Source organism: Salipiger mucosus DSM 16094, assembly GCF_000442255.1.
GTDB classification, from domain to species: Bacteria; Pseudomonadota; Alphaproteobacteria; order Rhodobacterales; family Rhodobacteraceae; genus Salipiger; species Salipiger mucosus.
The window spans coordinates 147,041-172,406 of record NZ_KE557281.1; the positions used below are offsets into that span (position 1 = coordinate 147,041).

The window sequence follows — 25,366 nt, forward strand, 5'->3', positions numbered from 1 at the left end:
GTCAGCTCTCCTATTCACCGGCCGGCAGGGTCCCCTCGTAGGCTTCCGTCGGCTGGTGCACCGGGTTTTCCGCGAACATGCGCTCCTTGGCCCGGGCGCCGATGGCCACGCTGTCGATGAACACGTCCGCCGATCCGGGAATGCGGCTCACCGAAATCACGCTGTCGACGCATTCGATGAGCGAGGAGCGCTTCTCCTCCGGCGCGGCCACGATCACCTGCAGGCCCAGTGAACGGAAAAGATCCATCAGGCGCTGGGTATTCGGGATGTCGAGCTTGTTGAAGGCCTCGTCGAAGACCATGAGTCCCATGCCCTCGAAGTCGCCGGCGCTTGCCTTGGGATAGTAGGCGCTGACCAGCGAGGCCGCGATGGCCACGTAGTACGGCGCCTGGCGCTGGCCGCCGGAGAGCTTGCCCATGACCGACGAGAAGGGCGTGCTGACGATCCTCGTTGAATCCTCGGGATCGGGATGTTCGATGAAGAGCTCGAAGTTGAAGTAGTTCCGGTAGTCCTCGTATTTGCGGACGTCGTCGCCCTCCCCTTCGAGGAGCGCATCTAGGGCCTGCAAGCTCTCGTCGTCAGCCACGTCGAGCACGGATTGGTCAGCCGGTATCTCGGCGGTCACCAACCGGTAGATCGGCAGGAACTGCGCGGAGACAGCGCTGCGGAACTGGTAGGTCTGTCCGACGAAGGCATACTTTGCGAGCCTGCGGTTCAGGCTGTCGAGCTGCTCCTCCATCAGAGCGAACTGCTCGCCGATGCGCCCGATCAGGCCCTCGGTGAGGCTGGTTTCCATCTCGGCGCGGGCTCGCTCCAGGCGCTCGCGGTACTGCAGCAGCTCGTGGTTCTGAAGCCGGTCCAGCTGCGCATGCGCCCAGACAAACCGGTCGGCGTTTTCAGAGTCTTCCCCGAGCGGCGCGTCCTCGACCATCCACTTCTGCGCGTAGGCCATCAGGCCGTTGTTGCCACGCACCAGGAAAGCGTTCGCGGAGCCGTCCCTCGTGATTTCCGCGCGCAGGTCGGCGATACGCTCCCGGAACACGGCGACTTTCCCGGAAGCCTCGGCGGCCGGCATTTTCAGGATCTCCGCGAGCTCCTCTGTCGTGACCGGCACGTCGTACCCGGATGTCTCGATCAGCGCGGAGACATTTTCAGGGACACGAGAAGCGGCTTCGGCCTCGACCTCGGATTTCCGGCGCCCGAACTCGAGAAGCCTGTCCTGGCTCTCCTCGATCTTCGAATTCAGGATCCCGCACTGCACGTCGAGGGTGCGGCGCCGCTTCTCCAGCTCCTGGGTTTCGGATTTCAGGACATTCAGGCGGTCATCGATCTTGCGAAGCCTCTCGTCGAGATCCGCTGTGTCCGGTGCCGATATTGCGCTGCGGCGCTGGGCCAGAGACCTCAGCTCGACGAGTACGCTCCGCAAGCTGTCCATGGAATTCAGGATCTCTTCCGGATCGACCATCAGGACCGCCCGCAGGCGTTGTTGGGCGCCCTCGAGGTCCCGAACGGTGGCCTGCGTGTCCTCGAGCTGCTCGCGTTTTTCTTCGACCTCGAGCGCAAGCTCGCCCTGCGTGGCTTTCTGCGCGGTCTTTCCCAGGATAGGCCGGCGGTCCCTGAACACCCGCAGCGTAGCTCCCGACCCGGTCTTGCCGTTGCGCATGATGCCACTGGAAAGTGACCGGAGCTCTTCTTCGGTTTCCGCCCGCGCGTAGCGGCCCACGTTGAATTCCAGGAAGTTCTGAATGACGGGATCGCCGGAGGAGACGATCTCCACGATGGACCCCTCGGTCACCCGCGGCTGCATCCGCGTGAGCCGGCGCTGATCGATCAGGCGCACACCGTCGTAGGTGTTCCGATTGCGGTAGAGAAGATCGAAGGCGGCATCCAGCCGCGCCTCGTCGACGATGACGGCCTCGCGGTTGGGGCCCAGGATTGCCTCGAGCGCGAAGGCCCAGGACTGATCGGACACGGTCACGAGATCCGGCAGGCACCGGGCCTCGATGCCGGCGTCCTTCAGATCGGCCAGGAAGGCCCGGACCTGCCGGCTGAGAACGGCGCCCGGCTCGACACGCCCGTCGTCGCCATGCTCGCGGATGTCCGCACGCAGTCGCATGACCCGCTCTCGGGCGTCTTCCAACTCTTCATGTATCGCATCAAGGCAGCCGGACGATTCCTTGATTTTGTTCAGATGTCCTGAGATCTCCGGGGCGACGGACACCCACTCTTCGGCGGATTTTCCGGAAACGATCCGGGACACCTCGGCGCCGGCTTCCGCCACGCGCTGGGCGACGGGGGCGATGCCAGCCGCCGACTTCAGGTGCCGCAGGTCGGCGAAGGGCTGCAGGCCAAGTTCGACCTTCTGCCGAAAAACGGATTTGCGTTCCTCCAGGAGCCGGCGCTCTGAATCCAGGTGGGCGAGTTCCGAGGAGGCATCATTTTCAGAGAGTTTCTGACGGAGGCCATCCCGTTCCCCCTGGAGGTCTCCGGTTTCGCTTTCGAGATCGGATTGCCGGGCGGTGACCGACGCGAGCTCGGCGGTGAGCTGGGTCACCTCATCTCGCATCCGGCCCAGTTCGATCTCCTGTTCGGCCTGGTCGACCGCATGAGACGCCACATCAATTTCAGCCTCCATTGCACTGATCTGGAAGCCATTTTCGAATTTCCGGACCACTGTGGTCAGGTCGGATGCCATGCCCTCGATCCGCTCGACCTCGGCGGACATTTCCCGCCAAATGGAGATCGATGAGCGAACGCCGGCAACATCGAGCGGCAGCGGCTCGAGTACGAAGCGGCGCACGAAATCCGTCGGGTCCGACATCTCCCGGGCCTGGAGCGCGTTCGCGAAGCTGCGGAGAAACCGCTTGGCATCCGGCGGTGCCGAGGGGCGCATCTTCTCGAGGTAGGCGTTCACGAAGCGCGTGCTGTTCTGGTGGAACGAGATCGCCTTCTCGCCGTGTTCTGCCCGGATGCGAGCGAGCATCTTCTCATGAGAGACCACCGCGCCGCCCTCGACGAAGTCCTCGATCCTGAAATCGCACCCCTCGATGATGAAACGCTTGGTCTGCTCGGACAGGTCCTGTTCCGCTTTCAGGAGGAGGCCGAGGACCATGTGCCGGTCGAGATCGCGGTCGTGGAACGTCAGCGCCAGGGTTGTTTCACAGCGTTCGCGGCGAGGCTTGCCCTCGTTCACATCACTCACGCAGCCCAGCGCGTAATCCCGGACGCTGCGCCCGCGCTGGGCGCCGGCGGCGGCGTTCAGTTCGAGGACGTTTCGGTTGTTGCCGGAGATGACGGTCTGGATGGCATCGAGCACCGAGCTCTTGCCGGCGCCGGTCTGACCGATCAGGGCGGCATGATCCCGGATCGGAATGTCGAGCACGTCGACCAGGTACCAGTTGTGCAGCGAAATCCGTTTCAGCTCGTACATGTCAGCTCGCCTTTTCCAGGAACGGCGTGGCCTGCTCACTCTCGAGCCAGTCGCGCAGGCGCTCGATGTAGCCGTCGGAAACAAGCACGCGGATGCCCGGCAGGATCGTCATGCGGGTCACGCGCGTCTCGCGGTCTTTGTCGCCGATCCTCAGGACACCCTTTCGTGTGAGATCACGCAGCAGCGTGTCGACGAGGTGGTTTTCCCCCGGCGGCGCTGACTTCGCGATCCGCTGGTAGGTCTCCGAGATCTCGACCGTGTCGGTCTCCACCCGCCCGGTGCCATCCATCTTGCCGTCCACGAAGCCTTGTTCGAACAGGTACCGAAGAGCGATCCGGATCAGGGTCTCGTCCTTTTTCAGCCGCATGAGACGCCATGCGTAGGGCGGCTTGTCCCGCTCCTGCGGTTTGAGCGCGATCATCTGGGTTCGCGCGTCCATCTCGAGGTCGTAGCCGGCCACGGCGAAGTACTTCTCGAAAAAGCCGCGGTGCTCCTTGATGGCCTGGACGGCGGCCGATGGCACCGAGTGGGTGTCATCGTAGATCACCTGGTGGAAGAAGAGCGCCTGGATCGCAATGCGGATCGCCTCGCCCAGCGCCTCGGGGTCGTCCGACTTGTCGAGCACCTGCGCGAACTCTCGAAGCTCCATCAGTGCACCTTTTGCTGCTGGCCGCGCGGGCGGATGAGGAAATTGCGGCAGACGATCCAGTCGTTCTCGACCGTGCCGGGACAATCGGAAATCTCCCAGTCGTCGGACAGACGCCCTCCGAGGTAGTCGAGAGATCTCAGGCGCTCGAAAACAAAGAAGTCATCGAGCGAGGAGATCGGAAGCTCTCGGCCTTCAACGGCGCCCTGCCCCTCGACGTGGGCGCGCAGGTAGGCATCGATGCGGTCGGGCTGCACCCGGCTGCGCTCTTGGTAGGCGAGGATCGCGGCCTCGTGCGCGCGCTGGGCGTCGGATTTCCGGGGCCGTTGGATCGGGGTCGGCTTGATCTCCGGCCGCTTCGCACTTGCCGCGAAGAGATGCGCGCTGCCTTCCGGGAGCCGGGTGCCGGACGCCTCGTCCGAGGGCATGGTGACATCGTCCGCAGTGGCCCCGACCTTGCGGAGCACGTCTTCGAGAACCTCGGTGTTCGTCTCGGTCATCGTGTCCAGGAACCGGATGGTGTTCCGGATCTTGGTTTCGACCCGCCGGTTCGTCTCCTCGATGACCTCCAGGTAGTCGTCGATTCCGCTGAACACCCGGATGACGGTGCGCAGATCCTCGATGACGGCCTTGCGTCCCGCTGCGGCGTCCGCGGCCTTCCCTTCTCGAACGTACGCCTCCGCGATCTCGCGGATCCTGAAATCGTCCTCCAGCATCCGCCGGCTCAGACTGAGGATGCGCACCCGGAACCGGAAGGGGTTCGCACGGGTGTGCAGGAGCTTGTAGTCCGAAATCAGGTGACGCTGGACGTAATCGGTGAAGAAGCTCTCGAAGAGGTCGGCGAAGGAGGCCCGGGTGGCGATCAGCTCTTCGGCCTTGCGCATGCTGGCGCTGAGCCCGCGCAGGTGGTTGAGAAAGCCGCGCGATGCCTTGGCCGCTCCGCGCAGGGCTTCCGACCTGGCCTGGGGATCTCGCTCGACGCTCTCGACGAGCGCCAGGACATTGATGACTTCCCCGCCGTAGGAGCGCAGCCGGCCGAACTTCACGTCGAGCAGGAAATCCAGCAGCAGGCGGGCCGTGGCATCGATATCGGTGAAGCGCTGGAAGCCGGTTCTCTGTTCCAGCAGCCATCCGGTTTCCAGCAGGCGGGCATAGGTCGCGTTCGCCCGCACCCCGAGATCCGTCTTGGCCTCCGGGTCGAGGTCCGCATGCTGGCGGCAGAACTCCTTTATGGCGGCGATCACCTCTCCGCGTGGCGAGAGACCGGCGTCCTCGAAGAGCTCCTCGGAAAGGTGTTCGAGCAGGCGCGCGTAGAAATGCCGCTGCGGCCCCGAGAACAGCTTGAACGCGTCCGGGTGCAGATCGCCGAAGATATGCTCGATGCCACTGCTCGTCGTGTTTGTCATTGGTGTTAAAGATACGGCGGATACCATATCTTGTAAACGCTCACGGCAGGGCCTGGCCTTGTCTCAGGCGTCCCGGCGTGCAGAATTCTGCTTATTGGAGGGCTCATGGACGATCTTGAAACAAGTTACCGCTTCGAGCGCTGGGACGGCGTCGCGTTCGGAGACCGTTACGCCTTCCAGCAGACGAACGCGGACATCCAGGATCGGCTCAAGTACTTCGTCTCGAACTACATCGACGACCACCTGCATTTCATTGCCGTCGCGCCGGACGATCTCGTCGTGGGGATCGCCGCTCTGCAGCAGAGTCCCTACGACGAGGGCCTGTACTGGCTGCCCTACGTGACCGTTGATGCGGACCACCGCGGACAGGGGCTGGGCCGCAAGCTCTTCATGCAGGCTGTCGAGCAGGCGCATGACGCCGGCAAGACGCTCGAGCTCAGCACGCTCGAGGAGGACGGCCGGCTTTACCTGGCAAACGCGATCCGGGACGCACAGCGCCGGTTCCCCGGCGGGCTCAAGCGGATCCCGGAAGATCTGGTGGTTGTGGATGACAGTGCCGACCCGGACGAGAGCGTCGCGCCCGGCGGGCCATGAAAGCCGGCTCGACAGCTATCGAAGTGTGTCGCAGTCGTCGTAATGCTTGAAGCTTGTCAGAAGTAGCACTATACTACTGACACAAAGGAGCGAAACCATGACGACGCAGCTGGAACGCCTTACCGAGAAGGTACTTGCGCATGCACGGGCCCTACCCGAAGGCGCACCTGTGACAGCCAAAGGTTTGCTGCATCTGGCCAACCGTGCGGCGGTCGACCAGACGCTGTCGCGCCTGGCCAAGCGCGGCGCCCTGCTACGCGCCAGTCGCGGCGTCTATGTTCTTCCTGTCGAAAGCCGTTTCGGTAAACGTGCGCCTTCGGTGGAAAAAACGTTGGCAGCGCTTGCCGAACAGCGCGGCGAACGCTTCGCGGAAAACGGGGCCATGGCCGCAAATATGCTGGGGTTCACCACGCAGGTGCCAACACGGCTAGTCTACCTGACATCCGGCCGCGCGCGGCGCATCACGCTTGGCAAACAAGTAATCGAACTGCGTCACGCCCCGAAGTGGCAGCTGGCTCTTGGCAACGCGAAGGCGGGTCAGATCATCCGCGCGCTCGCCTGGGTCGGCCCGGATCAGGCAGATGCCGTTGCGACGCGTCTCAGGGGTAAGTTGAATGCCGAAGAGCGACACGAGTTGGCGCGCGTGGCCGGCCGCATGCCCGGCTGGCTCGCCGGCACCGTGAGCCGGATGGCGCATGCCTGAGAGCTACTTCGACCTAGACTACGAAGATAGGCGAGAAGTTCTGGAGTTGGCTGCCACCAACTCCGGCAGGCCGTCGCACCTTCTGGAGAAGGATATTTGGGTCGTCTGGTGTCTCAAAACCTTATTCCAGTCCGAGATCGGAACGCCCCTGGTCTTCAAGGGTGGAACCTCGCTTTCTAAAGCCTACGGGGTGATCCGTCGTTTCTCCGAGGATGTCGATCTGACCTACGACATCCGGGAGCTGGCAGGAGATCTCGTCGGTGACGCGCCGGATGCCCTGCCGCGCTCGCGTAGCCAAGGGGGCAAGTGGACAAAGGAGGTCCGTGAGCGTCTTCCCGCATGGGTCGCCGAGTGCGCGGCCCCACTTGCTCGAGGACGCCATGCGTAAAGTCGAGCCCGATGGGGATATACGGGTGACCGAAGACGAGATCCATGTCCAATACGCAGCCCGAGGACCAACATCGGACTACGTGCGGCCCGAGGTCAAACTCGAGTTCGGTGCCCGCGCGACAGGCGAGCCGAACGAAACTCTCCCATTAGCTTGTGACGCAGCCCCGCACGTAGACGGAGTCATCTTCCCTACAGCCTCTCCGCGGGTCATGACGGCGCAGCGAACTTTCTGGGAAAAGGCTACTGCGGCACACGTTTATTGCTTGCAGGGCAGGCTCCGTGGAGACCGTTTTGCACGTCACTGGTACGACCTCACGCAGCTTGCCGGCGCCGGATATGCCGACAAGGCCATGAAAGATCGAGCTCTCGGAGCCGCGGTAGCCGCCCACAAGGCGATGTTCTTCCGTGAGAAGGATCGAGAAGACCAACTAATCGACTATGCTGCGGCTGTATCGGGCAACTTGACACTGGTTCCAGAAGGGGATGCCCGATATGCTCTTGCCAAGGATTATGACGCAATGGTGGGTGACGGCCTTCTCATGGATGCGCCCGAGCCCTTCGAAGAGCTCATGCGCACCTGCGCCGACCTGCAGCAGCGATGCCGAGACCTGACGACGGGACCAGGCACGTAGCCATCGCCGCGTGACGTGAGCCGAAGCTCTACCAAGACCGCCGCCAGTGCTCCATCCAGAGCGCGCAGCGCTTGGGTGGAGGTGAAGGCGGTTATTGAGAGCTTATTCCGGATTGTCTTGGTTTTGAACATACTGTTTGACCACGGAAAGCGGGGCTCCTCCGCAGCTAACTATGCAACATGACCGGGACCAGAAGACAGGCTTCCAATAGAATCTGGAGAGATGCTCAGGGAACTCTCGCCGTATGATCCGGGAGGATGTCGTCTTCAGGCAGTTGACAAACTTCGACAGGTCAAGCGTTGGAGGAAGGGATAGAAGCAAATGAATGTGATCCGCCTCACCGTTGAACTCGCGCAACGATCCACCCCAGTTCGTCGCTCTTCTGGAAGATATCTGTTCGAGCCTCGCGAGTATGTCTGAATTGATCGCCGGCCGCCGGTACTTCGTGACTAGGACAAGGTGGGAGTTGAGCGAATAGATGCTGTGACGTAGCTTGACAAAAGACTGATCCGAGAACATAATGGGAACAATGGCGCGTCGGAGAGTCACATACAAGGTTTATCCTAACAAGCAGCAGGAAGAGCTGCTTGAAAACACCCGCCGGATGCACTGCGATCTCTATAACGCCGCGCTCGAGGAGCGGATCACCGCTTACCGCAGACGCGGAATCTCGGTCAAGAAGGCCGACCAGGAAAAGTCACTGACGCAGATCCGCCAGCAGGACCCCCTAGGGTACGGCGCCATCAACGCCCAGGCATTGCAGGGAACGCTCAAAAGACTGGACGAAGCGTTTCAACATTTCTTTCGGCGGGTGAAGGAGGGACGTGAGGCGCCGGGATTTCCCAGGTTCAAGGCTGGCCGACGCTTCAAGGGGTGGACCTACAAGGCGCATGGGGACGGATGGAGGGTCTTCCCAGGCGCGGACTGGAAGCACGGACGCCTTCGTCTGAGCGGCATCGGGACGATGCAGATCAGGGGAAAGGCGCGAACCCAGGGAGCGCCCAAAACCTGTACCATCACCAAGAAAATCGACGGGTGGTACGCGTCCGTCGTGATCGAATGTCAACCTCGTCGAGACCATGATCAGGACGCCCACGACGCAATGACCATGGACTGGGGGCAGGAAACCTATGCCACGCTGGTCTGGGGGATCGAGGACGACGAGTACGAGGAACTGGCCAACGAGCGGTTCTGGCAAAGCGAAAAAGACAAGATCATCGAGAAGAACCGGGAACTGTCCCAGGCGATCCTCGATGAATACAACGCCTTGCCGAAAGAGGAGAAGAAACAGTGGAAGAAGCCGAGTAAACGCCACCGCCGGAAACGGCGCGAGCTGGCCCGGGCCCATCGTCGATTGTCCAATCGACGCAAGGACCGTAGCCACAAGACCAGCGCCTACATTGCGAAGCGCTGCAAACGCTTCGGCACAGAGAAACTGACCGTCCAGAACATGACGCGGTCAGCAAAGGGATCCGTCGAAAATCCTGGCAAGAACGTCAGGCAGAAGGCGGGAAACAATCGGGAGGCGCTGGATACCGCGCCTGCCGATCTTCTGAAAATGATCCGTTACAAAGTGGAAGAGACTGGTGCGGATTACATCGAGATACCAACGCGCCAGGTAAAACCATCGCAACGATGTCCCGTTGCATGGACCTGTGAGAAAAAGGGGCTGGGCGACCGGAAACACCGGCTCCCGGACGGGCGTGTCATCGGTCGCGATCACGCGTCCGGAGCCACGCAGCTGCGTTGGATGCTAGCAAAATCGGGACAGTCAATCCCGTGGGTCGGGTGCAGGCCTCTGGATTCTCCAGGAAACTCTCACCCAGAGCCGTAGGCTTGGGTGGAGTAGTTCATATCCTAACGATGTAATCGTCCTTGCCGGGGATGCGGGTTGCGATCCTTCCGGGTCGCGGCGAAGCTGCCTTCCTTGGCAAGGGCCGCGACCGCTTTCCCGACATCGCTCCGCTTGACCTTCAGGTCGCACTGGATGTCCGCAGCGAAGTTCTTGAACAGCCGCTTACGGCACGGCTCCAGAGTCGAGAGACTTCCTGAAATCGTGTCGGGCGGCGAGTTCCGCATCTGTCCCCGATCCGATCTCCGGTGGCCTGTCCGGCCGGCATCTGGCGTCACCGCGGCGTACAGGCAGGACGACCTTCCTGCGTCGCGTCCGGGCCGTGTTCGAGTTTCTCGGCGAGATCCTGCAGGGCCTTCAAGAATCTTGGAAAGAGCCATGCCTGTACGGACTCGAGTTTCTCGATGACGGCTTCGTGGCGCAGATCCGCACCATAAGAAGATCTGAATTTGTTCCGGAACTGTCGTAGGTCCTCAAAAAGAGCTGACGTCTCGTCTGTGATCAGCGCTGGCCGGCGAGACGTCTCAGCTCTCATCTGCATAAGCAGCTTGGCGTCTGATTGGTCTCCGGTAGGTTTCCCGCCGTCAATTCTCTCGGCGACTTCCTCGAAGATCTTCTCGAACCCACCATATGCGTTGTGAACGCTCCGGGCCATGCTTCCCTCAACGAGCATGTTCCGGAGTGGCTGGTCATCAGGAGACTGCCGGTAGCGTTCAAGAGCTCGACTTGCCTTGAGCAGGTCGGTGTCGATGTTCTTGAGGTGCTGATTGACGCTGAGGAAGAGGGCGCTCTCACTGGCAATTCGCATGCTTATCCAAATCTCCGACGCCGCACCCCTACTGTTGTTCGGGGAGTGGCGCCGGCATCATTCACGGTTTCCGAAAAGCATACAGTTTTTGCGGGACCCAGTTCAAGATGAACGCGCTTCCGGTTGCTCTTGCTGGACTTCCCGGGCCTTGAACTCCTCGAACCAGCTTTCATCCTTTTCGTAGTTCAGCGCGATCAGGATGTCGTGCAGTTCGGGGAAACTGGTGAACTGCTCGATGATGCGCTCCCGGTGCTCGGGCTTCTTCCACTTGGGGATCTCTTCCTTCTGCACCGGCCGGACACCGTTCAGGGCGCGGCTCAGGTCTTCGGGGATGGCCTGGGTGTGGAAGTCCGAGAAGTTGCCTTCGAACTCGAGATCGAGCCCTGCGGAAAGCTTCTCCTTGATGTTTTCCGGGTTGGCCACAAGGTCTTCGTACTTCAACAGGAAGACCCCGTTCGGGAAGAGCCCGGATGTCGCGATCTTGGCAATGGCATCCTGGGTCGGGATGATCCCGGGCGCGGTCTTGGTTGGCGTCCTGCCCTTCGGGGAGAAGTAGCAGTAGTCGGCTGACACGAAGTAGTCGTCCGGCACCGACTTGTGGAAGCTGACCAGCATGTCCCGCGGGTCCCTGAGGGAGATGATCAGGTCGACACGCTTCCGGCCGGCATTCTTCTGCAGGATATTGGGGATCTCGAAGATGTCGAAGGGGCGCTTGGTGCAGAAGTTGCCCGGCTTGTCGATCCACTGCATGGCGGGGACCTCCTTTTCGGGAAGCTCGAAGCCGCCTTTCAGGGTGTGGCGGAGCATGTTGTAGAACAGCGTGGTCCCTGCCCGGCCGTAGCCGGCCGTGATGATGTGGCGTTCCATTATTCTATCCATATTGTTTCCGCCGCAGGATAGACGCGAGCACTTTCCCGTGATTTAATCAAATAGTCAAAATCGGACTCGACGGCTGTTCTTTGTTGCGGGCCGGGCCGCATGTAGCCGGGAAACAAGGAGAGAAACATGCCCAAGAACATTGCCCCTCAAATGATCATCTCGATGTTCTACGTTCCGGGTGCGTCCGGTGGTGGCCAGGTGCCCGACATCGGATCGGTCACCCTCGACCAGGATACCAGCCCCCGTGATGCCATGCCGATCACGGCGGAAAACCTCGCCGAGCTTTCGAAGAACGGACTGCAGCACCTGGGGAAGATCGAGGTCCTGCTCATGGACACGGTCGAGGAGGCCCGGGCGGTCGGCCTCGGCATGCGGGAGTCCCCGAACAAGCAGGCGGCCGCATACCAGAACGCCTATGGCTTCGGACTGGTTCTCACCTGCGAGCCCGCAAAGGAGCCAGGCATCGAGCTGATCGATCATCGCAAGCCGGCCATCGAAATCGGAGCCGTCGAAGATCGGGTCTTCGGTAGCTGGAACCTGTCGAAGAAACAGTACGAAGAGCGGTCCATGCCGGACGAGGAGATCGAACTCCAGGTGCACCGCTTTGGAAAGCGCCTTGCCAAAATGGCGGAATCCGTCGGCATGGAAGCGATCCATGAGCTTCGGGAAGCGACCGATGACGCGATGCTCGAGGATGAGCTCAGGTTCGCGCAGGTCGCGGCCCCGGGCATGTGATCGATCCGGCCCCTGGTCGAGAGATAGCGGGATCCTGTTTTACCGGGTCCCGACCAATTCAATGCACAAGAGGACTCATTCATGCCCGCACCCGAGATCAACACCGTCGTACCGCTGTACTACCTTTCGAAGGAGTTGGGAGGCCCCATCGTGACCGTAGACGAGCACGCGACTGCCGATGGCTTCGAGCCCGTGACCTCCGATACTATCGTTCGCCAGATGGACGACGGCCTCGGGGACCTGGGCGGGATCGACATCTGGCTTATGAGCACCGTCGAGGAGGCCGAAGCCGCGCGGGCCGCCTTCGGTGGCGATGCGCAGTCGGCGAAGCTGCGGAACGGGAATGGTGCCGTACTGAAGACCCGGAACGCCTCCTTTGAAATCCGTCTCGAAGATCGCCGTCGCCAGGAGCGCACGGCCGGCATGGCCGAAGACAGGGTTTTCGGCAGCTGGACACTCGACCGCGGCCAAATGCTCACCATGCAGGATCTCGACGAGATCGCCATGGAACAGGCAACCCGCGGCTGGGCGCGCGAGGTTGCAACCATGGCGCGCCACATGGGCCCGGCCGCGGTTCAGCAGTTGCAGGTTGACCTGGAGACGGTCCCGGGGGCTTTCGTGGGATTTGCATCCTGCGACATCGGGACACTTCGGGAAGCCTGCGACATCGCCTTCGAGAACGATGCCGAAGCACATTCGATCCTGTCTCGCTGTTCCCAGAAGTACGAGAACGCGACAATGATGGACGACATTGAAGGATACGTTCTCGAACGTCTCGAGCCGGTCATTTGCGACAAGAATGAACCGGAGGGCCCGGCCGGGCCCTGAGTTCTGAGCCTCGTCACTTCACAAGTCCACACCCCGACGGAGACACTTATGGCCTCTGAGCACCCGACATTCCTCGTCCCATTGCAGTACACCGCGGACGACGGAGGCGGCTTTCCTTTCGACACCAGGCCTGTCGACCGGCTGAGCTTCTCCTTCGATGACACCTTCGAGGACGTCGTCATGGTCACCTCGCAGAACGTGGCTGCGCTGCGTGAGCAAGGCCTGGCGGATGTTGGCCGTCTCGAACTCATCGTTGCGGATTCACCTGACGCCGCTGCCGGCATGCACCTGGATAGTGACATGCTGGCAGATGTCCGCCGGGAGACTCTGGAGAACGGGTTCGGCCTGGTGGTGATCAGCACTCCGGACCTGGATTTCCGGATCGAGGTCAAGGACGCGAGAACAATGGCCGCCTCCATCGGTGCGCAGCCGGACGATCTCGTACCAACCAGTGAGCTGATCGAGGAGCAGATCGAGCGGGCGCGCAAAGATCCTGAAAATTCCTCCGCCGGCGCGATGCGGCAGGCCAGGCGCCTTCTGAAGGAAGCCTCGGATGCCGGCCATGATGTGCGTGAGGCGCTCGATACCCTCACGCGGCAGCATGCCGTCACGTCACCGTCACAGCGGACATACTTTGCACCGGTGGTGAACAGCTGGGTGGAGGACGTCATGCGCGATGGGTTCCAGAGCGAACTCGTGGATGGACGGTACGGCCAGGCCTTCTATTCGACACTGGAGGCAGCTCTCTGCGTGCAGCGGCGCGGCGGAGAAGGCGGCCACCTCTCGCCCGAGGATTTCCAGATCGTTGTCGTCGACTGCCACGAAGAGATTCCGAGGGCCGAGCGTCAGGTTCCGCTCAACGATCCCGCCGGCGGAGAGCGTGTCCTGAAGGTCTTCGGCCAGGGCGAGGAGGCGAACGGGATCCACTGGAAGCCCAAGCGTCGGGTCGTCGGATCCGACTACACTGCCGAGGCGGAGCCGTGGCACACCTATTACCACGTCACCCACGAAGCCGACCTTCAGTCGATCCTGATCGAAGGCTTCGAAGGCGGACATGGGGATGTGGGCTTCGGTGTCTATCTCTTCGATGACCTTGCCGCGGCTGAGGAGTACATCGCGCGTGGCGGCTGGGATGGCACGACAGACCCCGAGGACCTCGAGATCATCGAGGTGACCTGCGACGCGTTGCCTGGTGTGGAGCCTCACCCGGACTGGCCGGATCCTGAAAACTACGCGCATGTCGTCTTCAAGGGCATGAACGAGGACGACCCGGAGGACATCTGGGAACCGCAAAGAAGCCACATCTTCCCGACACCGCAGCCGGGCACACCTTGAGAAGAAAACAACGGGCCTCGGGCTGAAAGAGATCCCCAGGCGAGATTTTCCTGAGGAAATGCGAGAATAGTAGCCTTCAAAATAAGGGCGTAAGAAAAAACTCCGAAAAAATTGGAATCTATGCTTGCAATATGGGAATTGGCCTTCTATGTTCCCTCTCAACACAGACACACACCGACTGGAGACACACGTTCAATGACCCGCCGTATCGAACATAAGCTTGCTCAGATGGCCGACGCCATCCGTGCCTGCATGCTCGATTGCGTGCGGAAACTGGACGTCGTCCTTGGCTTGGACCGTGCGTGGCAGAAGCGCGGCTTTGCCTATGAGATTCAGACTCCAGGAGGGGAAGTGATGTCGTAGAAACGCGCACATCGCTAGACTTCGAAAGAAGCCCCTCCTGGTCCCCAGCGAGGGGCTTCTTCGTTTCTAATCAGTCAGTTACCGAGCGTAGCTGATCTGGGACACATAGGTCCTGAGAGCGCCACCGGCGGCTTTCGAAGCGTATGGTCAGTCACCCGGGGTTCGGGTGTGCCACAACCGGTACGCGGGGCAAAATCCCCGTGGTCCGCCATATACTGCGGATGCTGGAGATTGGGTTGTGGTCCGGAGGGAACGTAGCGCTCCATGAGCGTGGATACCGATGGCTGGAGACCGGGGACTTACCACCCCCGGTCGCTCCAGCAATGCGACTTTCGGGAGAGGCAATCCGGCCTCTCCCGCAAATGTCACGGGGCCTCATCGTATAGCGGTAATTACTCCCGACTGTCTCTCGGGCAACACGGGTTCGAGTCCCGTTGAGGTCGCCAACTTGCAAATGATCAGTGGTCCACAGGTGAATTATGCTCGAAATAAAGATGCTGCCGAGAGCGGAAATGTGTTTCCGTTTTCGAGAGCAACTTTCATATTCTCATATGGACCCGTAGCTGAGTGGTTTAGCAACCGACTTTTAATCGGTTGACGTGAGTTCGATTCTCACCGGGTCCTCCAGTACGTCGAGCAGAAAGGAGTTGGACATGCAGACGTTGGATGACCTGAACCTGGGGGGTGCCGGCCGCAGCTTCGTGATGATGCAGGTTCCCGACGAGATGCGGTCCCGCCTCATGATGCAATGGCTGTCGCCGCAGATCAGCGACCTGGCCGGCCGGGCCGACGAGCTCAAGGACGCCGAGGTATCGGTGCACACACGCCGCGATCTGTCGACCTTTTCCGCGGCCCTCAGGGCAACCGTTGCTCTCGAGATGACGCATAATCAGGCACGCGCCGTTCTCGACTCCTTCTTCAGCCTCGGACAACGCTCCATTCGGGAGCCGATGGCGTCCAGGGACCATCCGGAAGGGCGCGCCCGGGAGCTCTTCCTGGAGACGGAGAGCCTGACGATGCCGGACGCGAACGACGAGATGCTGGAAGCTGCCCTCGCCGAAGGCGGAGCCGCAGCCGAAGTCGTCACGGCCGCCGCGGCGGCCTTCCATCGCACAAGGGAGGTCCCAGACAACACGGGCGACCGGCTTGCCGAACTCGAAGCTGAGGATCCTGGCGTCGAGCTTCTGGACGCGGGCCCTCTTCTTGTCGGCCGGCCCGGCGTGACCTGATCATAATTTTGTACCGGTAGCTCAGAGGTAGAGCAGCGGGCCCTTAACCCGAAGGTCGTGGGTTCGACCCCCACCCGGTTCTCCAAGATATGCGTGCGTAGCTCAGCAGAAGAGCGGCAGGGTGAAACCTGCGACTGGTAAACGGACCCGGTCTGATCTCCGGGCCCCGCAGACCATCTCCGGCTGATCATCGGGGACGGCGTTGGTGCAAATCCAACCGCACGCTCCAAGACAAACGAAAACGGTGTAGTGACGGAACGGTAACGTGCGGGATTGCAAATCCCAGGCCCCGAAAGGGAGGCGGTTCAACTCCGCCCTACACCTCCAGACATGCGCGGCCTCGCCTGACCGTCCCGATGGTAAGAGCAAAGGTCGAAAAAATTGCCTCGCGCATCACCGCCCTCGCCTCGTGGCGGCATAGAAATCGCAGGAACACCGACCCACCCTGCGGGTCAGACGCGCTGGAGTCCAAGCCGGTGCGGCTAACGGGGCGCCAATTCCATTCTATTCTTGCCATCCAACTATTCTTTCGGCATGATGCCCCAAAGAAAGGATCGCGTCATGGCAGATCGAAAGATGCCCGAGCAGGTCAAACTCGGAGACAGTCATAACACGCCCCTCACCCTAACGCGCAACGAACGCAACATTGCGTTCTGAGCGCCGGGTGAGGTGCAGACTAAGAAAGGAGAAATCCAATCTACGTTAGTGGCGTGATGAAATGCACTGGTGAACGCCAGCCATTGCCTCTTTCGCTCAGCTTTAAGTCTCTCGCGCGAGCGGGAGGGGCTGAAAGGTCCAGTGAGTTGGGCACACGAAAGCGCCAGTAACTTTGTCGAGGCAAACGTAACGGCCTGAGGGCCAGAAAGGGACAGAAATGTCCAACTATGTTTTAGTTCTGGATGACGGTCGGCGACCCTTGTCGCCGACGTCGCCAGCACGAGCGCGACAGTTGCTGCGCGATGGGAAGGCGGCGGTGTTTCGTCGTTATCCCTTCACGATCATCCTCAAGCGGAAGGTGCCTGATGCGGAGCCCGCCCCGGTTGAAGTGAAAATCGACCCTGGCTCCAAGACCACGGGTCTGGCACTGGTGCAGGGTGACAAGGTTCTCTGGGGCGGGGAGCTGACCCATCGTGGCCACCAAATCAGGGACCGCTTGCAGATGCGCCGTGAGCGCCGTCGTGGACGGCGGAACAAGCTGCGCTACCGCAAGCCACGTTACAGGACCAAGGCTCAGATCAATAACGCTGACCGAAAGCGTAAGAAGGGTTGGCTCGCACCGAGCCTGCTGCACCGCGTCGAAACGATCATGACCTGGATGGACAGGTTTCGCCGCTACGCGCCCGTCGGGTCCATCGCGATGGAACTGGTGAAATTCGATCTGCAGCAGATGCAGAACCCTGAAATCAGCGGCGTCGAGTATCAGCAGGGCGATCTGGCAGGCTTCGAAGTGAAGGAGTATCTCCTCGCCAAATGGGGCCGCAAGTGCGCCTATTGCGGAGCTGAGGGCCGCCCGCTCGAGGTTGAACATATCCAACCCAGGTCGCGCGGCGGCTCGAACAGGGTCAGCAACCTGACGCTCGCCTGCGAGCCCTGCAACCAGGCCAAGGGCAACAAGCCAGTCGAGGCGTTCTTGTCGAGCAAGCCCGACCTTCTGGCGCGCATCATGAAACAGGCGAAACGGCCTCTCAGAGACGCGGCATCGGTCAACTCGACACGCTGGGTCCTGTTCACCGCACTGAAGCTGACGGGGCTGCCTGTCACGGCGGGAACAGGCGGAAGGACCAAGTACAACCGCAAGCGGATGGGCTGGGCCAAGGCTCATTGGCTCGATGCCGCGGCCGTCGGCAACGTGGATGCCCTGACCCTTCGCACCGACAAGCCGTTGCTTATCTCTGCCAAGGGTCAGGGTGGTCGACAGAAGGGCGTGTTTGACAAACACGGCCAGCCCCGCCGCAACAAGGCGGGCGCCGCTCAGATCCGCCCGCTCAAGCCCATCCACGGCTGGCGCTCCGGCGACATCGCCAAGGCGCGCGGGCTAGAGGGTCGCATCTCTCCGCGCACCAGGGGCAGTTTTGAACTCCGCGCCGCGGGACAGAAACCCCGCTCGTTCCCACCTCGTGATTTCGTGGCGATCCATCGCAACGACGGTTACGCGTATCAATGATGTTGCGTTCGTTGCGGAAAATGCGTGCCGTCGGACAGCTGATGATGTATCAGAACGAGCCCAGCTTTTCCGGGATGGACAAGTGCCGGACGGTCATGGGTCTGAAGTTACCCACCTGGCAACGGCCGCTTGTCTGGACCGAAGAGCAGAACATCCGCTTCCTCGAGAGTCTTTGGCTGGGCCTTCCTGTCGGGACCTATAGCTACAACATGGTCTTGGACGGCGGCGCCCTCGACGGGCTCCTGATCGACGGGCAGCAGCGACTCAACGCAATCCAGCGATACCTGGAAGATGCCTTCCCCGTCTTCGGTCACAGGTGGTCCGAGGTGACCAAGGTCGACCAACGGCTCTTCAAGCTGACCGCGTTCCCGTCATACTGCACGCAGTCATCGGACGAGCAATACTTGCGCGATTACTACAATCGCATGAACTTCGGCGGGGTCGCGCACACGGAAGAACAGCGGGCATAGGCAGGCAAAGATTTCCTTGCTCATGTCAAATCTATGCTTGACCGGCGTTCATTATATCCTTATGGAAGTCTTTGCGCACCATTCGGGAGGTGTCCTCCTGAGGTGTCGCGCCCGGGGTGGTTCCTTTCAAGTTCGGTCCGTTCATCCCCCCCCCCGGGCGCCACTAAAATTTTGCCGCCGTAGCTCAGTTGGTAGAGCGCGCCCGTGGTATGGGTGAGGTCGCGGGTTCGATCCCTGCCAGCGGCACCAGACTAAGGAAGACAATGGCCATCAACAGAGCAATGCACCCCGTCACGGACAAGGAAATCATCGCTTTTCTCGAAGAGGAAGCGAAGAGGGCCGAAGCTGACGTCGTGGAGAACCAGCGGGTTGGAGATATCCGGCCGGAACTGCTTTGGGCCGCGGCAAGTCGCATTCGTGGCGGCGTAAAATAAGGAATTTTGGGGTGTAGCCAAGTGGTAAGGCAACGGTTTTTGGTACCGTGCACCGCAGGTTCGAATCCTGCCACCCCAGCCAAAACAAGGAACAGGACGGCTTGCACGACGTCTCTCACATTCGTCCGGATCGACTTGTCATTGCTCCCATCGACAAGAAAGACCAGTTCACGACGCTGGTGAAGCAGGTCTTCTGGGCGGTCTATGTCACCGGGGAGAGCCAGGTCCTGTCGGCAGCGAAGGCGGAAACCAAGGACGATCTGCACGCCGTGATTTCCGAGAAGATCGCCGCCTATCCGGCTGTCGAGAACCGGGTGGCGTTGCGCACCGCTGACGGGGATGAAGGCTACGTGATCGAGCCCACCTCGATGGAAGAGGTCGCGTTCAGGATCGAGCAGGACATGGACGACCACGATCTGACAGGCCGCAAGAAGTCAGCCCCCGATCCCTTCGCGGATCTCTTGCCCGCTCTGAACCGCTGGCTCGAAGGGCCCGAAACCGACTGGCGCCTTGCGCCCGAAGCGGCACCTGCGTCCTGACAGACAGGAGACAATCATGCAGAAACGGATTCCAGACTTCGACCGGGTGACCCATTTCACGATCACGCCGATTTTCGAACAGCAGATGGGCTGCAGCTACAACGACGCGGCCGATTGGATGGTCATGGGGATCGCCGCGGACGACACCGTCGAGTTCGCCATGACCACGAACCAGCGCGACAGCCTGGACGGCGTCCTGAGCGAATGCTTCGGTGCCTGCCCGCAGGCCCAGGACAAGGTCGCCTTCAAGTCGTTCGAGAACGGCGAGGAGCTCTACATCGCGCCGGTTCACCCGGACGAACTCGTTGCGGTCCTGATGGAATATGTTGTCGACGATATGCCAGACGATGCACCGAACACCGACGATCACCCGCTCGAAGAGGTTCAGACCGCCCTCGACGAGGCGATGGCGACCATCGAAGTGTCGCCGTGAACACTTGGGGCAGCGTCTCGAGATGGCCCAGCGCGGCTGGCATTCCACCATCTCGGTCGATCATAACACGCGGCGCGCGGACACGGTCTCCGTCCGCTTCCGGGTCAATCGCTACTACTGGGCTGGAGACCGCATCGATCTCAGTTTTGGAGATATGGCAAAGAGCGTGCCGTTCTCGGACGTGGAGATCCTGAAGACGCTCCGCGAACAGATCGATGCGGTCCAGGAAGCGACAGTCCGCGCATGCCGTACGATTGCCAGAACCGGGATTGGGGTTATCGCCTGACTCTCGGAAAGGTCGAACATCTCGGAGAGCCTCTTGCACGCCAGCGCGAGCAGTTGACGTCAAAGCATCTCAACGAGGCCATCATTTCCGGCGTCATTCTCGGCGCGGCCGACGGTCTCGATCAGCTCTTCGAAATGTATCCCGACGGCATGCCGCCAGGCTTCATGACACGGGCCGACAAACTCGCCGAACAGGATCGCCTGTTCTCGGCTCCCAAGATTTAGAAACACGCGGATGTGGTGGAATGCAGGTAGACGCGCGAGCTTCAGGTGCTCGTGCCCGAAAGGGCGTGAGGGTTCGAGTCCCTCCGTCCGCACCATGGTTTCCTTCCCCAGTGAAGGAGCAAGCCATCCATTCGAAATCGCAAAATCACGGAATTTCGGTGCGGTAGCTCAGTCAGGTAGAGCATCGGGCTCATAACCCGAGGGTCGCTGGTTCAAATCCAGCCTCGCACCACCAGATCGCCGGGCTCGTCCTCTCGAGGAAAGCACGGCCCGACAAGTAAGTTGTCAATTAATCATAGAACATCGTGGTGTAGCTCAGTCCGGTAGAGCACCGAGCCGATAACTCGGTTGCCGTAGGTTCGAATCCTACCACCACGACCAGAACGTGCGATCCTGCCTGTGGCGGGGTGGAGCAGTCCGGTAGCTCGTCAGGCTCATAACCTGAAGGTCGAAGGTTCAAATCCTTCTCCCGCAACCAAAACTCCGGGATCGCACAAACACATTGGACGGGTAGCTCAGGGGTAGAGCGGTTGGTTGAAGCCCAGCGCGCCGGAGGTTCGATTCCTCCCTCGTCCACCAGGTGTCCGGTATGTTTCGTCACCTATGTCTCGGGTCGCTCACCGCTCGACATCCGGCAAGATCATTGAAAGCAGGGCGTAATCGGTATATATATCCTGATATCTTCGGAGGAAGGCTATGGCTACCACCGCACAAAAGAGAGCGATAAAAAACTACCGGGCGCGTCTAACGCAGCGCGGGTTCAAGCGCTTCGAGGTCATGGCGCTCGAAGCCGACCGCGAACTGATCCGGTCACTAGCGCGCTGCTTGGCAGAAGACGGCGCGAAAGCCGATGAGGCGCGCGCTGCGGTGAAGGCTGTCGTAGCGGGAGAACCGCCAAAGCCCGGCGGAGTTTTAGCCGCGCTGCGCCGCTCGCCCTTGGTCGGGGCCGAACTCGATCTCACGCGCCCGCGCGAAGAAGGGCGCGGGATTGACCTTTGACGCGCTACCTTCTCGATACAAACATCATTAGCAATATCGTCAAACCGAAGCCGTCGGAATCGTTGTTGCAGTGGATGGAGGCGCAGAAGGACGAAGACCTGTTTATCGCCTCGCTGACCATCGCCGAAATTCGGCGCGGCATTCTGGAAAAGCCACGCGGCAAGAAACGAGCTGCGCTCGACGCTTGGTTCTCCGGGCCGGAAGGACCGCAGGAACTGTTTGCGAGCCGGATCCTGCCCTTTGACGACAAGGCGGCGGTGATATGGGCACAGCTCATGGCCACGGGTAAGTCTGCCGGACATCCGCGCAGTGCGCTGGATATGATAATTGCTTCCGTGGCAGGTGCGAATAATTGTGTGGTGGTGACGGACAACGCGAAAGATTTCGCAGACATTCAGTTCGTCAACCCACTGCGCGAAGCTAATTGACATGGCATCTATCCCTGCGGTCTTCTGTATAGGGAGCCGGAAGGCAGCCTTCATCGACAAGCGGGACTTCATCACACATTGGACGGATAGATCAGGGATAGAGCGGTTGGTTGAAGCCCAGCGCGCCGGAGGTTCGGTCCCTCCCTCGTCCACCAGTTCAGTTCGTACCGTACATGTGCCCAGAATGGGCCTTGAAAAGCAGCCCGGAGGAAGACCACACACAATGTAAAAGATGGAGATTTCTATGCCAGCAGAGAAGAGCCTTGAGGAGGTCCTGGAAGACCACCGACGCAAACGGGGAGCAACATCGATCAGTATCTCATTGGCACCAGGTGCCAACCCCGAAGAGATCGAGAAATTCCTCGAAAGTGTGCGAAGGGAAGAGGTCAAATTCTACACGTACTCCCAACTCGAGCGCTCGCAGGCGTATGCCGCTCGACTGAAGAATCTTCTTCGTGAGGTACGTCGCCTTGCCTGTGTCGACCCCTCTGCTTCCGAGGAGGAGTTGCGAGACCGGATGACGGATATCTCCTTGAAGGCGGATCTTATCGTTGACGTCCACTTCGAGAAGGACATCGCATTCATGGAGGCAGCCAGAGAGAAGGCTGCTGCCGAGTAGCAGCTAACACGCGGTCGACCGATTTTCAGGATCTGGTCCCGCCGACGGCACCGGCCCGCGGCCGAAACAGCGGGTCACGATTTTCTGCGGGATGGAGCAGCGCACAGCTCACCGGGCTCATAACTCGGAGGTCGTCGGTTGGAGTCCGGCTCCCGCAACCAGATAGAATTGGATCGGTAGCTCAGTGGAGAGAGCATCGCGTTGCGGACGCGAAGGTCGAGGGTTCGAATCCTTCTCGGTCCACCAAAAATACGGGGCCTTAGCTCAGCTGGGAGAGCGCCTGCTTTGCAAGCAGATGGTCGTCGGTTCGAACCCGACAGGCTCCACCAATCATGCTTGGATCGACGCTGGTGAAATGCAGTACACAATCGAGTACGACAACGAGGTCGACGGAGAACATGTCGATCTGGAGGGCGCTGACCTGTCCCTGCTGGGAACGGACCCGCACTCCATCGAAACAGGTGCCGCAGAGGGACCTGTCGCCTATTACGAATTCCCGGGGGATACCGAGGAAGCCGACATCGAGGCTGCCCTCGACAAGAGCGATTGGTGCTTCAAGTCCATGACCAGGCTGGATGGGGCGCCCGCCCCCTGAGGGCTTCCGGTGCGGTCCTCGAGACCCCATCTTCCTGGAGACAGATCACACAGGAAGAGAAAGGAAAGAAAATGGGTCTCCTGTCCACGATCCGGGCCGACAGCCTTGCCGCCCGGAAATCCAAGTCGCCGAGCTCCAGCGTCCTGACGACGCTCCGGGGTGAACTCGACACGAAGACGAAGTCACTGTCGCCGGCACGCGACCTCACCGACGCCGAGGTTCTGGCCGTCGTCCAGAAGTTCATCAAGAGCATCGATGAGACCATCATCCATCTCGAGAAGAACGGTAGCGCCGAGGCCTTGGCAACCGCCCGCGCCGAACGGGCTGCCCTCGAAGTCTACCTGCCCAAGCAGATGACCGAGGCGGAGCTCGAGGCGTTCGTCCAGGCCAAGGTAGCCGAGGGCGCCAACATGGGTCAAATCATGCAGGCGCTTAAGGCCGAGCATGGTGGTCAGTACGATGGCAAGTTGGCATCCCAGATCGCCAAGCGGTACCTCGCGGCCGCCTGAGAACACGAGGTCGAGCCGCCCCCGGCGGCTCCCTCACCATTGACCTGATTTCCGCGGATCTTTGACAAACTATCCCACTTAGGATACGCAAAAGATCGCACTCGAGGGAAGTGCGTGGATTGAAACGGAGGCTCGAAGCCCTCTCCTCGCCACCACACACCGGCGGTAGGATGCCTTTCCTCGGAAAGGTGAGTTGCCGCCGGTGTATCCCTCGCCACCAAACAAGCAAGAACAAAACGAGGTAGCAAATGAGCTTGAAGATCAGGCATCTCGACGAGACGAGCGCGCTGGGCACCCTGGATGGCGCCCTGCCCTTTGAAATCCGTCGAGATGGAAAAACGACGACCGCGCGGATCGCGGGCTGGGTGCACACGGTGCAGACCCATGCCGCCTCCTCCGCCGCGGGAATGCGGGCGGCCGCCTATGCGGTGGTTGCCAGGTATCGCGACGCCCACCGGCACGCATGACGCCTGCCCGTGGGGCGCGATGACAGCGGGACCGGGCGCTTCCTGATTTTTTCAGGTCCGGTCCCGCTTCTTATGGGTGTAGCTCAATGGTAGAGCGCCGGCTTCCAACCCCGGGCCGTTGTGGGTTCGATTCCTACCACCCGTGCCAATTTCCGGCGATGCGATAGCGTCGCCAATCCTTCCTGAATGGGTGTAGCTCAGTTGGTAGAGCAGCGGATTCCAAATCCGCCGGTCGGGGGTTCGAGTCCCTCCGCCCGTGCCAGGAAGATGCGGACATAGCTCAGCGGTAGAGCTCCTGCTTGCCAAGCAGAAGGTCACGGGTTCGATCCCCGTTGTCCGCTCCAGTTTTCTCCTTTCGATAGGTCGATCACGTGCCGCTCGTCAGGACACATGCCCAGGTGGTGGAATTTCGGTAGACGCGCTGGCTTGAGGGGCTGGTGACCATTGCGGTCGTGCGGGTTCGAGTCCCGCCCTGGGCACCAGAATTCGACATCTAACCCGCAATTTTATTCTTGCGGATTTGATGCCTGGAGCGTAAGGCTCCACAAATCATAATGGATAGAAGGAAGTCATGCCGAAGGATGAGTTGAATCCGGATGTTGCACTCGGTTGGCGCAGCGATTGGCAGAATGCGCCACGCGACGGAACCGAGATCGACGTCAATTCTCACGACCTTTCGGAGCCTGGGACAGTCGTCTGGTCCGAGCGCCCAGTATGCATGGGCGGGGATCGCGTCGGGGGCTGCGAGCCCGGATGGGCTACGGGGTTGGAGAACGGCACGGACGTCAATCTGCCCGTGGATCAGCCCGATCTCTGGCGCCCCATGGAGAAAGACGTCAGCTCCTTGAAGGATTGACTGTTTGCCGCTCATTGAATAAAAGACGAACAGATTTCAGGGCATGGCGTCCGGACGCTGTTCCCTGAGAGGTGAAAGTCTCCCACCGCGCTTTCCCGTCGCGGCTATAGCTCAGTCGGGAGAGCGCCTGCATGGCATGCAGGAGGTCGGGAGTTCGAGCCTCCCTGGCTCCACCAGTTTTCTCGCGCTGCGGCGCGAGTGGGCTCCGAGCGTAGTGTGTCGCAATCGAGCCAACCGTAAGGTTTGCAGTGTGATCGTGTAGTCGAGGGGTGGCTCCTCCGAACGGCTGCGATACTCGGACCCTGGCCCGGTGAATGACACTGAAACGGGCCGTTCTCATCACGCTGTCTTAGCTCAACCGGTAGAGCAGCCGCTTCGTACGCGGCAGGCCGCCAGTTCGATCCTGGCCGACAGCTCCAGAATTTTGCCCGGTCTTCTAGCGGTAGGAATACGCGTTCTGGGCGCGGAAACCTTGGTTCGAATCCAAGTCGGGCATCCAATGCCAGTCTCCCA

General features: G+C 60.8%; 30 protein-coding genes and 21 tRNA genes. 45 read left to right on the forward strand and 6 right to left on the reverse strand.

The genetic code is table 11. The annotated features are described in order from the left end of the window. Positions 1–10: 10 nt before the first annotated feature. From SALMUC_RS20700 to SALMUC_RS20710, 3 genes are read right to left on the reverse strand one after another with little or no spacing between them, the layout of a single operon-like run. On the reverse strand, positions 11–3,430 hold the full coding sequence (locus tag SALMUC_RS20700) for an SbcC/MukB-like Walker B domain-containing protein (RefSeq protein WP_020041724.1): 3,420 nt from the start codon (positions 3,428–3,430) through the stop codon (positions 11–13). A 1-nt stretch (position 3,431) separates the two neighbouring features. Further along, positions 3,432–4,079: a DUF4194 domain-containing protein gene (locus SALMUC_RS20705; RefSeq protein WP_020041723.1), complete on the reverse strand. Its 648-nt coding sequence runs from the start codon at positions 4,077–4,079 to the stop codon at positions 3,432–3,434. After that, positions 4,079–5,482, reverse strand: a complete 1,404-nt coding sequence (locus SALMUC_RS20710; RefSeq protein ID WP_020041722.1) for a Wadjet anti-phage system protein JetA family protein — start codon at positions 5,480–5,482, stop codon at positions 4,079–4,081. The genes SALMUC_RS20705 and SALMUC_RS20710 overlap by 1 nt, the downstream gene beginning before the upstream one ends. Before the next feature lie 105 nt (positions 5,483–5,587). Here SALMUC_RS20710 and SALMUC_RS20715 point away from each other — a divergent pair, with 105 nt between their 5' ends. The 4 genes from SALMUC_RS20715 to SALMUC_RS31730 all read left to right on the forward strand — a co-directional run bounded on the left by SALMUC_RS20715 (position 5,588) and on the right by SALMUC_RS31730 (position 7,801). Continuing rightward, positions 5,588–6,076: a GNAT family N-acetyltransferase gene (locus tag SALMUC_RS20715; RefSeq protein ID WP_020041721.1), complete on the forward strand. Its 489-nt coding sequence runs from the start codon at positions 5,588–5,590 to the stop codon at positions 6,074–6,076. 97 nt (positions 6,077–6,173) lie between these two features. Continuing rightward, a complete protein-coding gene (locus SALMUC_RS20720) occupies positions 6,174–6,779 on the forward strand; it encodes a DUF6088 family protein (protein WP_020041720.1) in 606 nt (201 codons plus the stop codon). Further along, complete coding sequence (locus SALMUC_RS31725) at positions 6,772–7,167, forward strand: nucleotidyl transferase AbiEii/AbiGii toxin family protein (protein ID WP_021120750.1); 396 nt, start codon at positions 6,772–6,774, stop codon at positions 7,165–7,167. Before SALMUC_RS20720 ends, SALMUC_RS31725 begins: the two co-directional genes overlap by 8 nt. 25 nt (positions 7,168–7,192) lie before the next feature. Next, positions 7,193–7,801: a nucleotidyl transferase AbiEii/AbiGii toxin family protein gene (locus SALMUC_RS31730; RefSeq protein ID WP_342663048.1), complete on the forward strand. Its 609-nt coding sequence runs from the start codon at positions 7,193–7,195 to the stop codon at positions 7,799–7,801. Positions 7,802–7,903: 102 nt separating this feature from the next. On the opposite strand, the gene tnpA is transcribed toward SALMUC_RS31730, so the two are convergent. Continuing rightward, a complete protein-coding gene (tnpA, locus tag SALMUC_RS31895; RefSeq protein ID WP_084514039.1) occupies positions 7,904–8,320 on the reverse strand; it encodes an IS200/IS605 family transposase in 417 nt (138 codons plus the stop codon). A gap of 1 nt (position 8,321) precedes the next feature. Here tnpA and SALMUC_RS20735 point away from each other — a divergent pair, with 1 nt between their 5' ends. Then, on the forward strand, positions 8,322–9,635 hold the full coding sequence (locus SALMUC_RS20735) for an RNA-guided endonuclease InsQ/TnpB family protein (protein WP_021120752.1): 1,314 nt from the start codon (positions 8,322–8,324) through the stop codon (positions 9,633–9,635). 292 nt (positions 9,636–9,927) lie between these two features. On the opposite strand, the gene SALMUC_RS20740 is transcribed toward SALMUC_RS20735, so the two are convergent. Then, a complete protein-coding gene (locus tag SALMUC_RS20740; protein WP_020042910.1) occupies positions 9,928–10,461 on the reverse strand; it encodes a ribonuclease toxin HepT-like protein in 534 nt (177 codons plus the stop codon). 102 nt (positions 10,462–10,563) lie between these two features. Next, on the reverse strand, positions 10,564–11,328 hold the full coding sequence (locus SALMUC_RS20745) for a hypothetical protein (protein WP_020042909.1): 765 nt from the start codon (positions 11,326–11,328) through the stop codon (positions 10,564–10,566). 138 nt (positions 11,329–11,466) lie between these two features. On the opposite strand from SALMUC_RS20745, the gene SALMUC_RS20750 reads away from it, so the two are divergent. From SALMUC_RS20750 to SALMUC_RS30085, 40 genes are all read left to right on the forward strand, one after another. Continuing rightward, entirely contained in the window at positions 11,467–12,075 is a 609-nt protein-coding gene (locus tag SALMUC_RS20750) for a hypothetical protein (RefSeq protein ID WP_021120755.1), read from the forward strand. A gap of 81 nt (positions 12,076–12,156) precedes the next feature. Beyond that, a complete protein-coding gene (locus SALMUC_RS20755; RefSeq protein ID WP_020042907.1) occupies positions 12,157–12,903 on the forward strand; it encodes a hypothetical protein in 747 nt (248 codons plus the stop codon). Between the two features lie 48 nt (positions 12,904–12,951). After that, on the forward strand, positions 12,952–14,238 hold the full coding sequence (locus tag SALMUC_RS20760) for a hypothetical protein (RefSeq protein ID WP_020042906.1): 1,287 nt from the start codon (positions 12,952–12,954) through the stop codon (positions 14,236–14,238). Positions 14,239–14,433: 195 nt separating this feature from the next. Next, positions 14,434–14,601 carry a hypothetical protein gene (locus SALMUC_RS30065; protein WP_020042905.1) on the forward strand — a complete coding sequence of 56 codons (168 nt, stop codon included), beginning with the start codon at positions 14,434–14,436 and terminating at the stop codon, positions 14,599–14,601. Between the two features lie 371 nt (positions 14,602–14,972). Next, positions 14,973–15,047, forward strand: a tRNA-Asp gene (locus SALMUC_RS20765). A 107-nt stretch (positions 15,048–15,154) separates the two neighbouring features. Continuing rightward, positions 15,155–15,228, forward strand: a tRNA-Lys gene (locus SALMUC_RS20770). 26 nt (positions 15,229–15,254) lie between these two features. Further along, positions 15,255–15,830, forward strand: a complete 576-nt coding sequence (locus SALMUC_RS20775; RefSeq protein WP_020042904.1) for a hypothetical protein — start codon at positions 15,255–15,257, stop codon at positions 15,828–15,830. Between the two features lie 10 nt (positions 15,831–15,840). Beyond that, a tRNA-Lys gene (locus SALMUC_RS20780) sits at positions 15,841–15,915 on the forward strand. Positions 15,916–15,921: 6 nt separating this feature from the next. Continuing rightward, positions 15,922–16,059: transfer RNA gene (locus tag SALMUC_RS30070), tRNA-OTHER, on the forward strand. A gap of 14 nt (positions 16,060–16,073) precedes the next feature. After that, positions 16,074–16,157 (forward strand) — tRNA-Cys (locus SALMUC_RS20785). Positions 16,158–16,704: 547 nt separating this feature from the next. Next, on the forward strand, positions 16,705–17,994 hold the full coding sequence (gene iscB, locus SALMUC_RS20790; RefSeq protein ID WP_037372484.1) for an RNA-guided endonuclease IscB: 1,290 nt from the start codon (positions 16,705–16,707) through the stop codon (positions 17,992–17,994). Positions 17,995–18,035: 41 nt separating this feature from the next. Continuing rightward, positions 18,036–18,464, forward strand: coding sequence for a DUF262 domain-containing protein (locus SALMUC_RS20795; RefSeq protein WP_198014640.1), 429 nt, complete (start codon positions 18,036–18,038; stop codon positions 18,462–18,464). A 173-nt stretch (positions 18,465–18,637) separates the two neighbouring features. Continuing rightward, positions 18,638–18,713: transfer RNA gene (locus SALMUC_RS20800), tRNA-Thr, on the forward strand. Positions 18,714–18,727: 14 nt separating this feature from the next. Next, positions 18,728–18,898: a hypothetical protein gene (locus SALMUC_RS30075; RefSeq protein WP_020042901.1), complete on the forward strand. Its 171-nt coding sequence runs from the start codon at positions 18,728–18,730 to the stop codon at positions 18,896–18,898. 7 nt (positions 18,899–18,905) lie between these two features. Continuing rightward, positions 18,906–18,980: transfer RNA gene (locus SALMUC_RS20805), tRNA-Gln, on the forward strand. Next, the gene (locus tag SALMUC_RS20810; RefSeq protein ID WP_156883587.1) at positions 18,946–19,437 is read left to right on the forward strand and encodes a hypothetical protein; all 492 of its coding nucleotides are present in this window, start codon (positions 18,946–18,948) and stop codon (positions 19,435–19,437) included. Before SALMUC_RS20805 ends, SALMUC_RS20810 begins: the two co-directional genes overlap by 35 nt. A 16-nt stretch (positions 19,438–19,453) precedes the next feature. Then, on the forward strand, positions 19,454–19,870 hold the full coding sequence (locus SALMUC_RS20815) for a hypothetical protein (protein WP_020042899.1): 417 nt from the start codon (positions 19,454–19,456) through the stop codon (positions 19,868–19,870). Between the two features lie 22 nt (positions 19,871–19,892). After that, positions 19,893–20,156, forward strand: coding sequence for a hypothetical protein (locus SALMUC_RS20820; RefSeq protein ID WP_021120758.1), 264 nt, complete (start codon positions 19,893–19,895; stop codon positions 20,154–20,156). After that, entirely contained in the window at positions 20,114–20,380 is a 267-nt protein-coding gene (locus SALMUC_RS30080; protein WP_021120759.1) for a hypothetical protein, read from the forward strand. Before SALMUC_RS20820 ends, SALMUC_RS30080 begins: the two co-directional genes overlap by 43 nt. A 6-nt stretch (positions 20,381–20,386) precedes the next feature. Beyond that, a tRNA-Leu gene (locus tag SALMUC_RS20825) sits at positions 20,387–20,475 on the forward strand. A 62-nt stretch (positions 20,476–20,537) separates the two neighbouring features. Then, positions 20,538–20,615 (forward strand) — tRNA-Ile (locus tag SALMUC_RS20830). Positions 20,616–20,684: 69 nt separating this feature from the next. Further along, positions 20,685–20,761: transfer RNA gene (locus SALMUC_RS20835), tRNA-Ile, on the forward strand. Between the two features lie 19 nt (positions 20,762–20,780). Next, a tRNA-Met gene (locus SALMUC_RS20840) sits at positions 20,781–20,858 on the forward strand. A 26-nt stretch (positions 20,859–20,884) separates the two neighbouring features. Further along, positions 20,885–20,959, forward strand: a tRNA-Phe gene (locus tag SALMUC_RS20845). A 117-nt stretch (positions 20,960–21,076) separates the two neighbouring features. Beyond that, positions 21,077–21,379, forward strand: coding sequence for a hypothetical protein (locus SALMUC_RS20850; RefSeq protein ID WP_020042896.1), 303 nt, complete (start codon positions 21,077–21,079; stop codon positions 21,377–21,379). Then, positions 21,376–21,807, forward strand: a complete 432-nt coding sequence (locus SALMUC_RS20855; protein ID WP_020042895.1) for a PIN domain-containing protein — start codon at positions 21,376–21,378, stop codon at positions 21,805–21,807. The genes SALMUC_RS20850 and SALMUC_RS20855 overlap by 4 nt, the downstream gene beginning before the upstream one ends. Positions 21,808–22,051: 244 nt before the next feature. Beyond that, on the forward strand, positions 22,052–22,426 hold the full coding sequence (locus SALMUC_RS20860) for a hypothetical protein (protein ID WP_156883588.1): 375 nt from the start codon (positions 22,052–22,054) through the stop codon (positions 22,424–22,426). Positions 22,427–22,511: 85 nt separating this feature from the next. Beyond that, positions 22,512–22,587 (forward strand) — tRNA-Met (locus tag SALMUC_RS20865). Positions 22,588–22,596: 9 nt separating this feature from the next. Continuing rightward, a tRNA-Arg gene (locus SALMUC_RS20870) sits at positions 22,597–22,672 on the forward strand. Between the two features lie 7 nt (positions 22,673–22,679). Continuing rightward, positions 22,680–22,755, forward strand: a tRNA-Ala gene (locus SALMUC_RS20875). 26 nt (positions 22,756–22,781) lie between these two features. Beyond that, positions 22,782–23,021, forward strand: coding sequence for a hypothetical protein (locus SALMUC_RS20880; RefSeq protein WP_020042893.1), 240 nt, complete (start codon positions 22,782–22,784; stop codon positions 23,019–23,021). A 71-nt stretch (positions 23,022–23,092) separates the two neighbouring features. Further along, positions 23,093–23,530, forward strand: coding sequence for a GatB/YqeY domain-containing protein (locus SALMUC_RS20885; RefSeq protein ID WP_020042892.1), 438 nt, complete (start codon positions 23,093–23,095; stop codon positions 23,528–23,530). A 248-nt stretch (positions 23,531–23,778) separates the two neighbouring features. Beyond that, entirely contained in the window at positions 23,779–23,997 is a 219-nt protein-coding gene (locus tag SALMUC_RS20890; RefSeq protein WP_020042891.1) for a hypothetical protein, read from the forward strand. A 72-nt stretch (positions 23,998–24,069) separates the two neighbouring features. Beyond that, positions 24,070–24,145: transfer RNA gene (locus SALMUC_RS20895), tRNA-Trp, on the forward strand. A gap of 38 nt (positions 24,146–24,183) precedes the next feature. Continuing rightward, positions 24,184–24,259, forward strand: a tRNA-Trp gene (locus SALMUC_RS20900). A gap of 7 nt (positions 24,260–24,266) precedes the next feature. Next, a tRNA-Gly gene (locus SALMUC_RS20905) sits at positions 24,267–24,341 on the forward strand. 48 nt (positions 24,342–24,389) lie between these two features. Continuing rightward, positions 24,390–24,479: transfer RNA gene (locus SALMUC_RS20910), tRNA-Leu, on the forward strand. Between the two features lie 89 nt (positions 24,480–24,568). Continuing rightward, positions 24,569–24,853 (forward strand): hypothetical protein, encoded by a 285-nt coding sequence (locus tag SALMUC_RS20915; protein ID WP_020042890.1) that lies wholly within the window; start codon positions 24,569–24,571, stop codon positions 24,851–24,853. A 343-nt stretch (positions 24,854–25,196) separates the two neighbouring features. Continuing rightward, a tRNA-Thr gene (locus SALMUC_RS20925) sits at positions 25,197–25,272 on the forward strand. A 6-nt stretch (positions 25,273–25,278) separates the two neighbouring features. Beyond that, positions 25,279–25,352: transfer RNA gene (locus tag SALMUC_RS30085), tRNA-Gln, on the forward strand. Positions 25,353–25,366 lie beyond the last annotated feature (14 nt).

What these genes read in the sequence shown, in the direction of transcription:
- SALMUC_RS20890 (WP_020042891.1), top strand. Translation starts at nt 23,779, where the DNA reads ATGAGCTTGAAGATCAGGCATCTCGACGAGACGAGCGCGCTGGGCACC.
- SALMUC_RS20860 (WP_156883588.1), top strand. Translation starts at nt 22,052, where the DNA reads ATGCCAGCAGAGAAGAGCCTTGAGGAGGTCCTGGAAGACCACCGACGC.
- SALMUC_RS20710 (WP_020041722.1), bottom strand. Translation starts at nt 5,482, where the DNA reads ATGACAAACACGACGAGCAGTGGCATCGAGCATATCTTCGGCGATCTG.
- SALMUC_RS20795 (WP_198014640.1), top strand. Translation starts at nt 18,036, where the DNA reads ATGATGTATCAGAACGAGCCCAGCTTTTCCGGGATGGACAAGTGCCGG.
- SALMUC_RS30080 (WP_021120759.1), top strand. Translation starts at nt 20,114, where the DNA reads ATGCCGTACGATTGCCAGAACCGGGATTGGGGTTATCGCCTGACTCTC.
- SALMUC_RS20850 (WP_020042896.1), top strand. Translation starts at nt 21,077, where the DNA reads ATGGCTACCACCGCACAAAAGAGAGCGATAAAAAACTACCGGGCGCGT.
- SALMUC_RS20700 (WP_020041724.1), bottom strand. Translation starts at nt 3,430, where the DNA reads ATGTACGAGCTGAAACGGATTTCGCTGCACAACTGGTACCTGGTCGAC.
- SALMUC_RS20745 (WP_020042909.1), bottom strand. Translation starts at nt 11,328, where the DNA reads ATGGAACGCCACATCATCACGGCCGGCTACGGCCGGGCAGGGACCACG.
- SALMUC_RS20775 (WP_020042904.1), top strand. Translation starts at nt 15,255, where the DNA reads ATGCAGACGTTGGATGACCTGAACCTGGGGGGTGCCGGCCGCAGCTTC.
- SALMUC_RS20880 (WP_020042893.1), top strand. Translation starts at nt 22,782, where the DNA reads ATGCAGTACACAATCGAGTACGACAACGAGGTCGACGGAGAACATGTC.
- SALMUC_RS20915 (WP_020042890.1), top strand. Translation starts at nt 24,569, where the DNA reads ATGCCGAAGGATGAGTTGAATCCGGATGTTGCACTCGGTTGGCGCAGC.
- SALMUC_RS20815 (WP_020042899.1), top strand. Translation starts at nt 19,454, where the DNA reads ATGCAGAAACGGATTCCAGACTTCGACCGGGTGACCCATTTCACGATC.
- SALMUC_RS20740 (WP_020042910.1), bottom strand. Translation starts at nt 10,461, where the DNA reads ATGCGAATTGCCAGTGAGAGCGCCCTCTTCCTCAGCGTCAATCAGCAC.
- SALMUC_RS20750 (WP_021120755.1), top strand. Translation starts at nt 11,467, where the DNA reads ATGCCCAAGAACATTGCCCCTCAAATGATCATCTCGATGTTCTACGTT.
- iscB (WP_037372484.1), top strand. Translation starts at nt 16,705, where the DNA reads ATGTCCAACTATGTTTTAGTTCTGGATGACGGTCGGCGACCCTTGTCG.
- SALMUC_RS20885 (WP_020042892.1), top strand. Translation starts at nt 23,093, where the DNA reads ATGGGTCTCCTGTCCACGATCCGGGCCGACAGCCTTGCCGCCCGGAAA.
- tnpA (WP_084514039.1), bottom strand. Translation starts at nt 8,320, where the DNA reads ATGTTCTCGGATCAGTCTTTTGTCAAGCTACGTCACAGCATCTATTCG.
- SALMUC_RS20755 (WP_020042907.1), top strand. Translation starts at nt 12,157, where the DNA reads ATGCCCGCACCCGAGATCAACACCGTCGTACCGCTGTACTACCTTTCG.
- SALMUC_RS31725 (WP_021120750.1), top strand. Translation starts at nt 6,772, where the DNA reads ATGCCTGAGAGCTACTTCGACCTAGACTACGAAGATAGGCGAGAAGTT.
- SALMUC_RS20735 (WP_021120752.1), top strand. Translation starts at nt 8,322, where the DNA reads ATGGGAACAATGGCGCGTCGGAGAGTCACATACAAGGTTTATCCTAAC.
- SALMUC_RS30075 (WP_020042901.1), top strand. Translation starts at nt 18,728, where the DNA reads ATGGCCATCAACAGAGCAATGCACCCCGTCACGGACAAGGAAATCATC.
- SALMUC_RS20715 (WP_020041721.1), top strand. Translation starts at nt 5,588, where the DNA reads ATGGACGATCTTGAAACAAGTTACCGCTTCGAGCGCTGGGACGGCGTC.
- SALMUC_RS30065 (WP_020042905.1), top strand. Translation starts at nt 14,434, where the DNA reads ATGACCCGCCGTATCGAACATAAGCTTGCTCAGATGGCCGACGCCATC.
- SALMUC_RS20705 (WP_020041723.1), bottom strand. Translation starts at nt 4,079, where the DNA reads ATGGAGCTTCGAGAGTTCGCGCAGGTGCTCGACAAGTCGGACGACCCC.
- SALMUC_RS20820 (WP_021120758.1), top strand. Translation starts at nt 19,893, where the DNA reads ATGGCCCAGCGCGGCTGGCATTCCACCATCTCGGTCGATCATAACACG.
- SALMUC_RS20720 (WP_020041720.1), top strand. Translation starts at nt 6,174, where the DNA reads ATGACGACGCAGCTGGAACGCCTTACCGAGAAGGTACTTGCGCATGCA.
- SALMUC_RS20760 (WP_020042906.1), top strand. Translation starts at nt 12,952, where the DNA reads ATGGCCTCTGAGCACCCGACATTCCTCGTCCCATTGCAGTACACCGCG.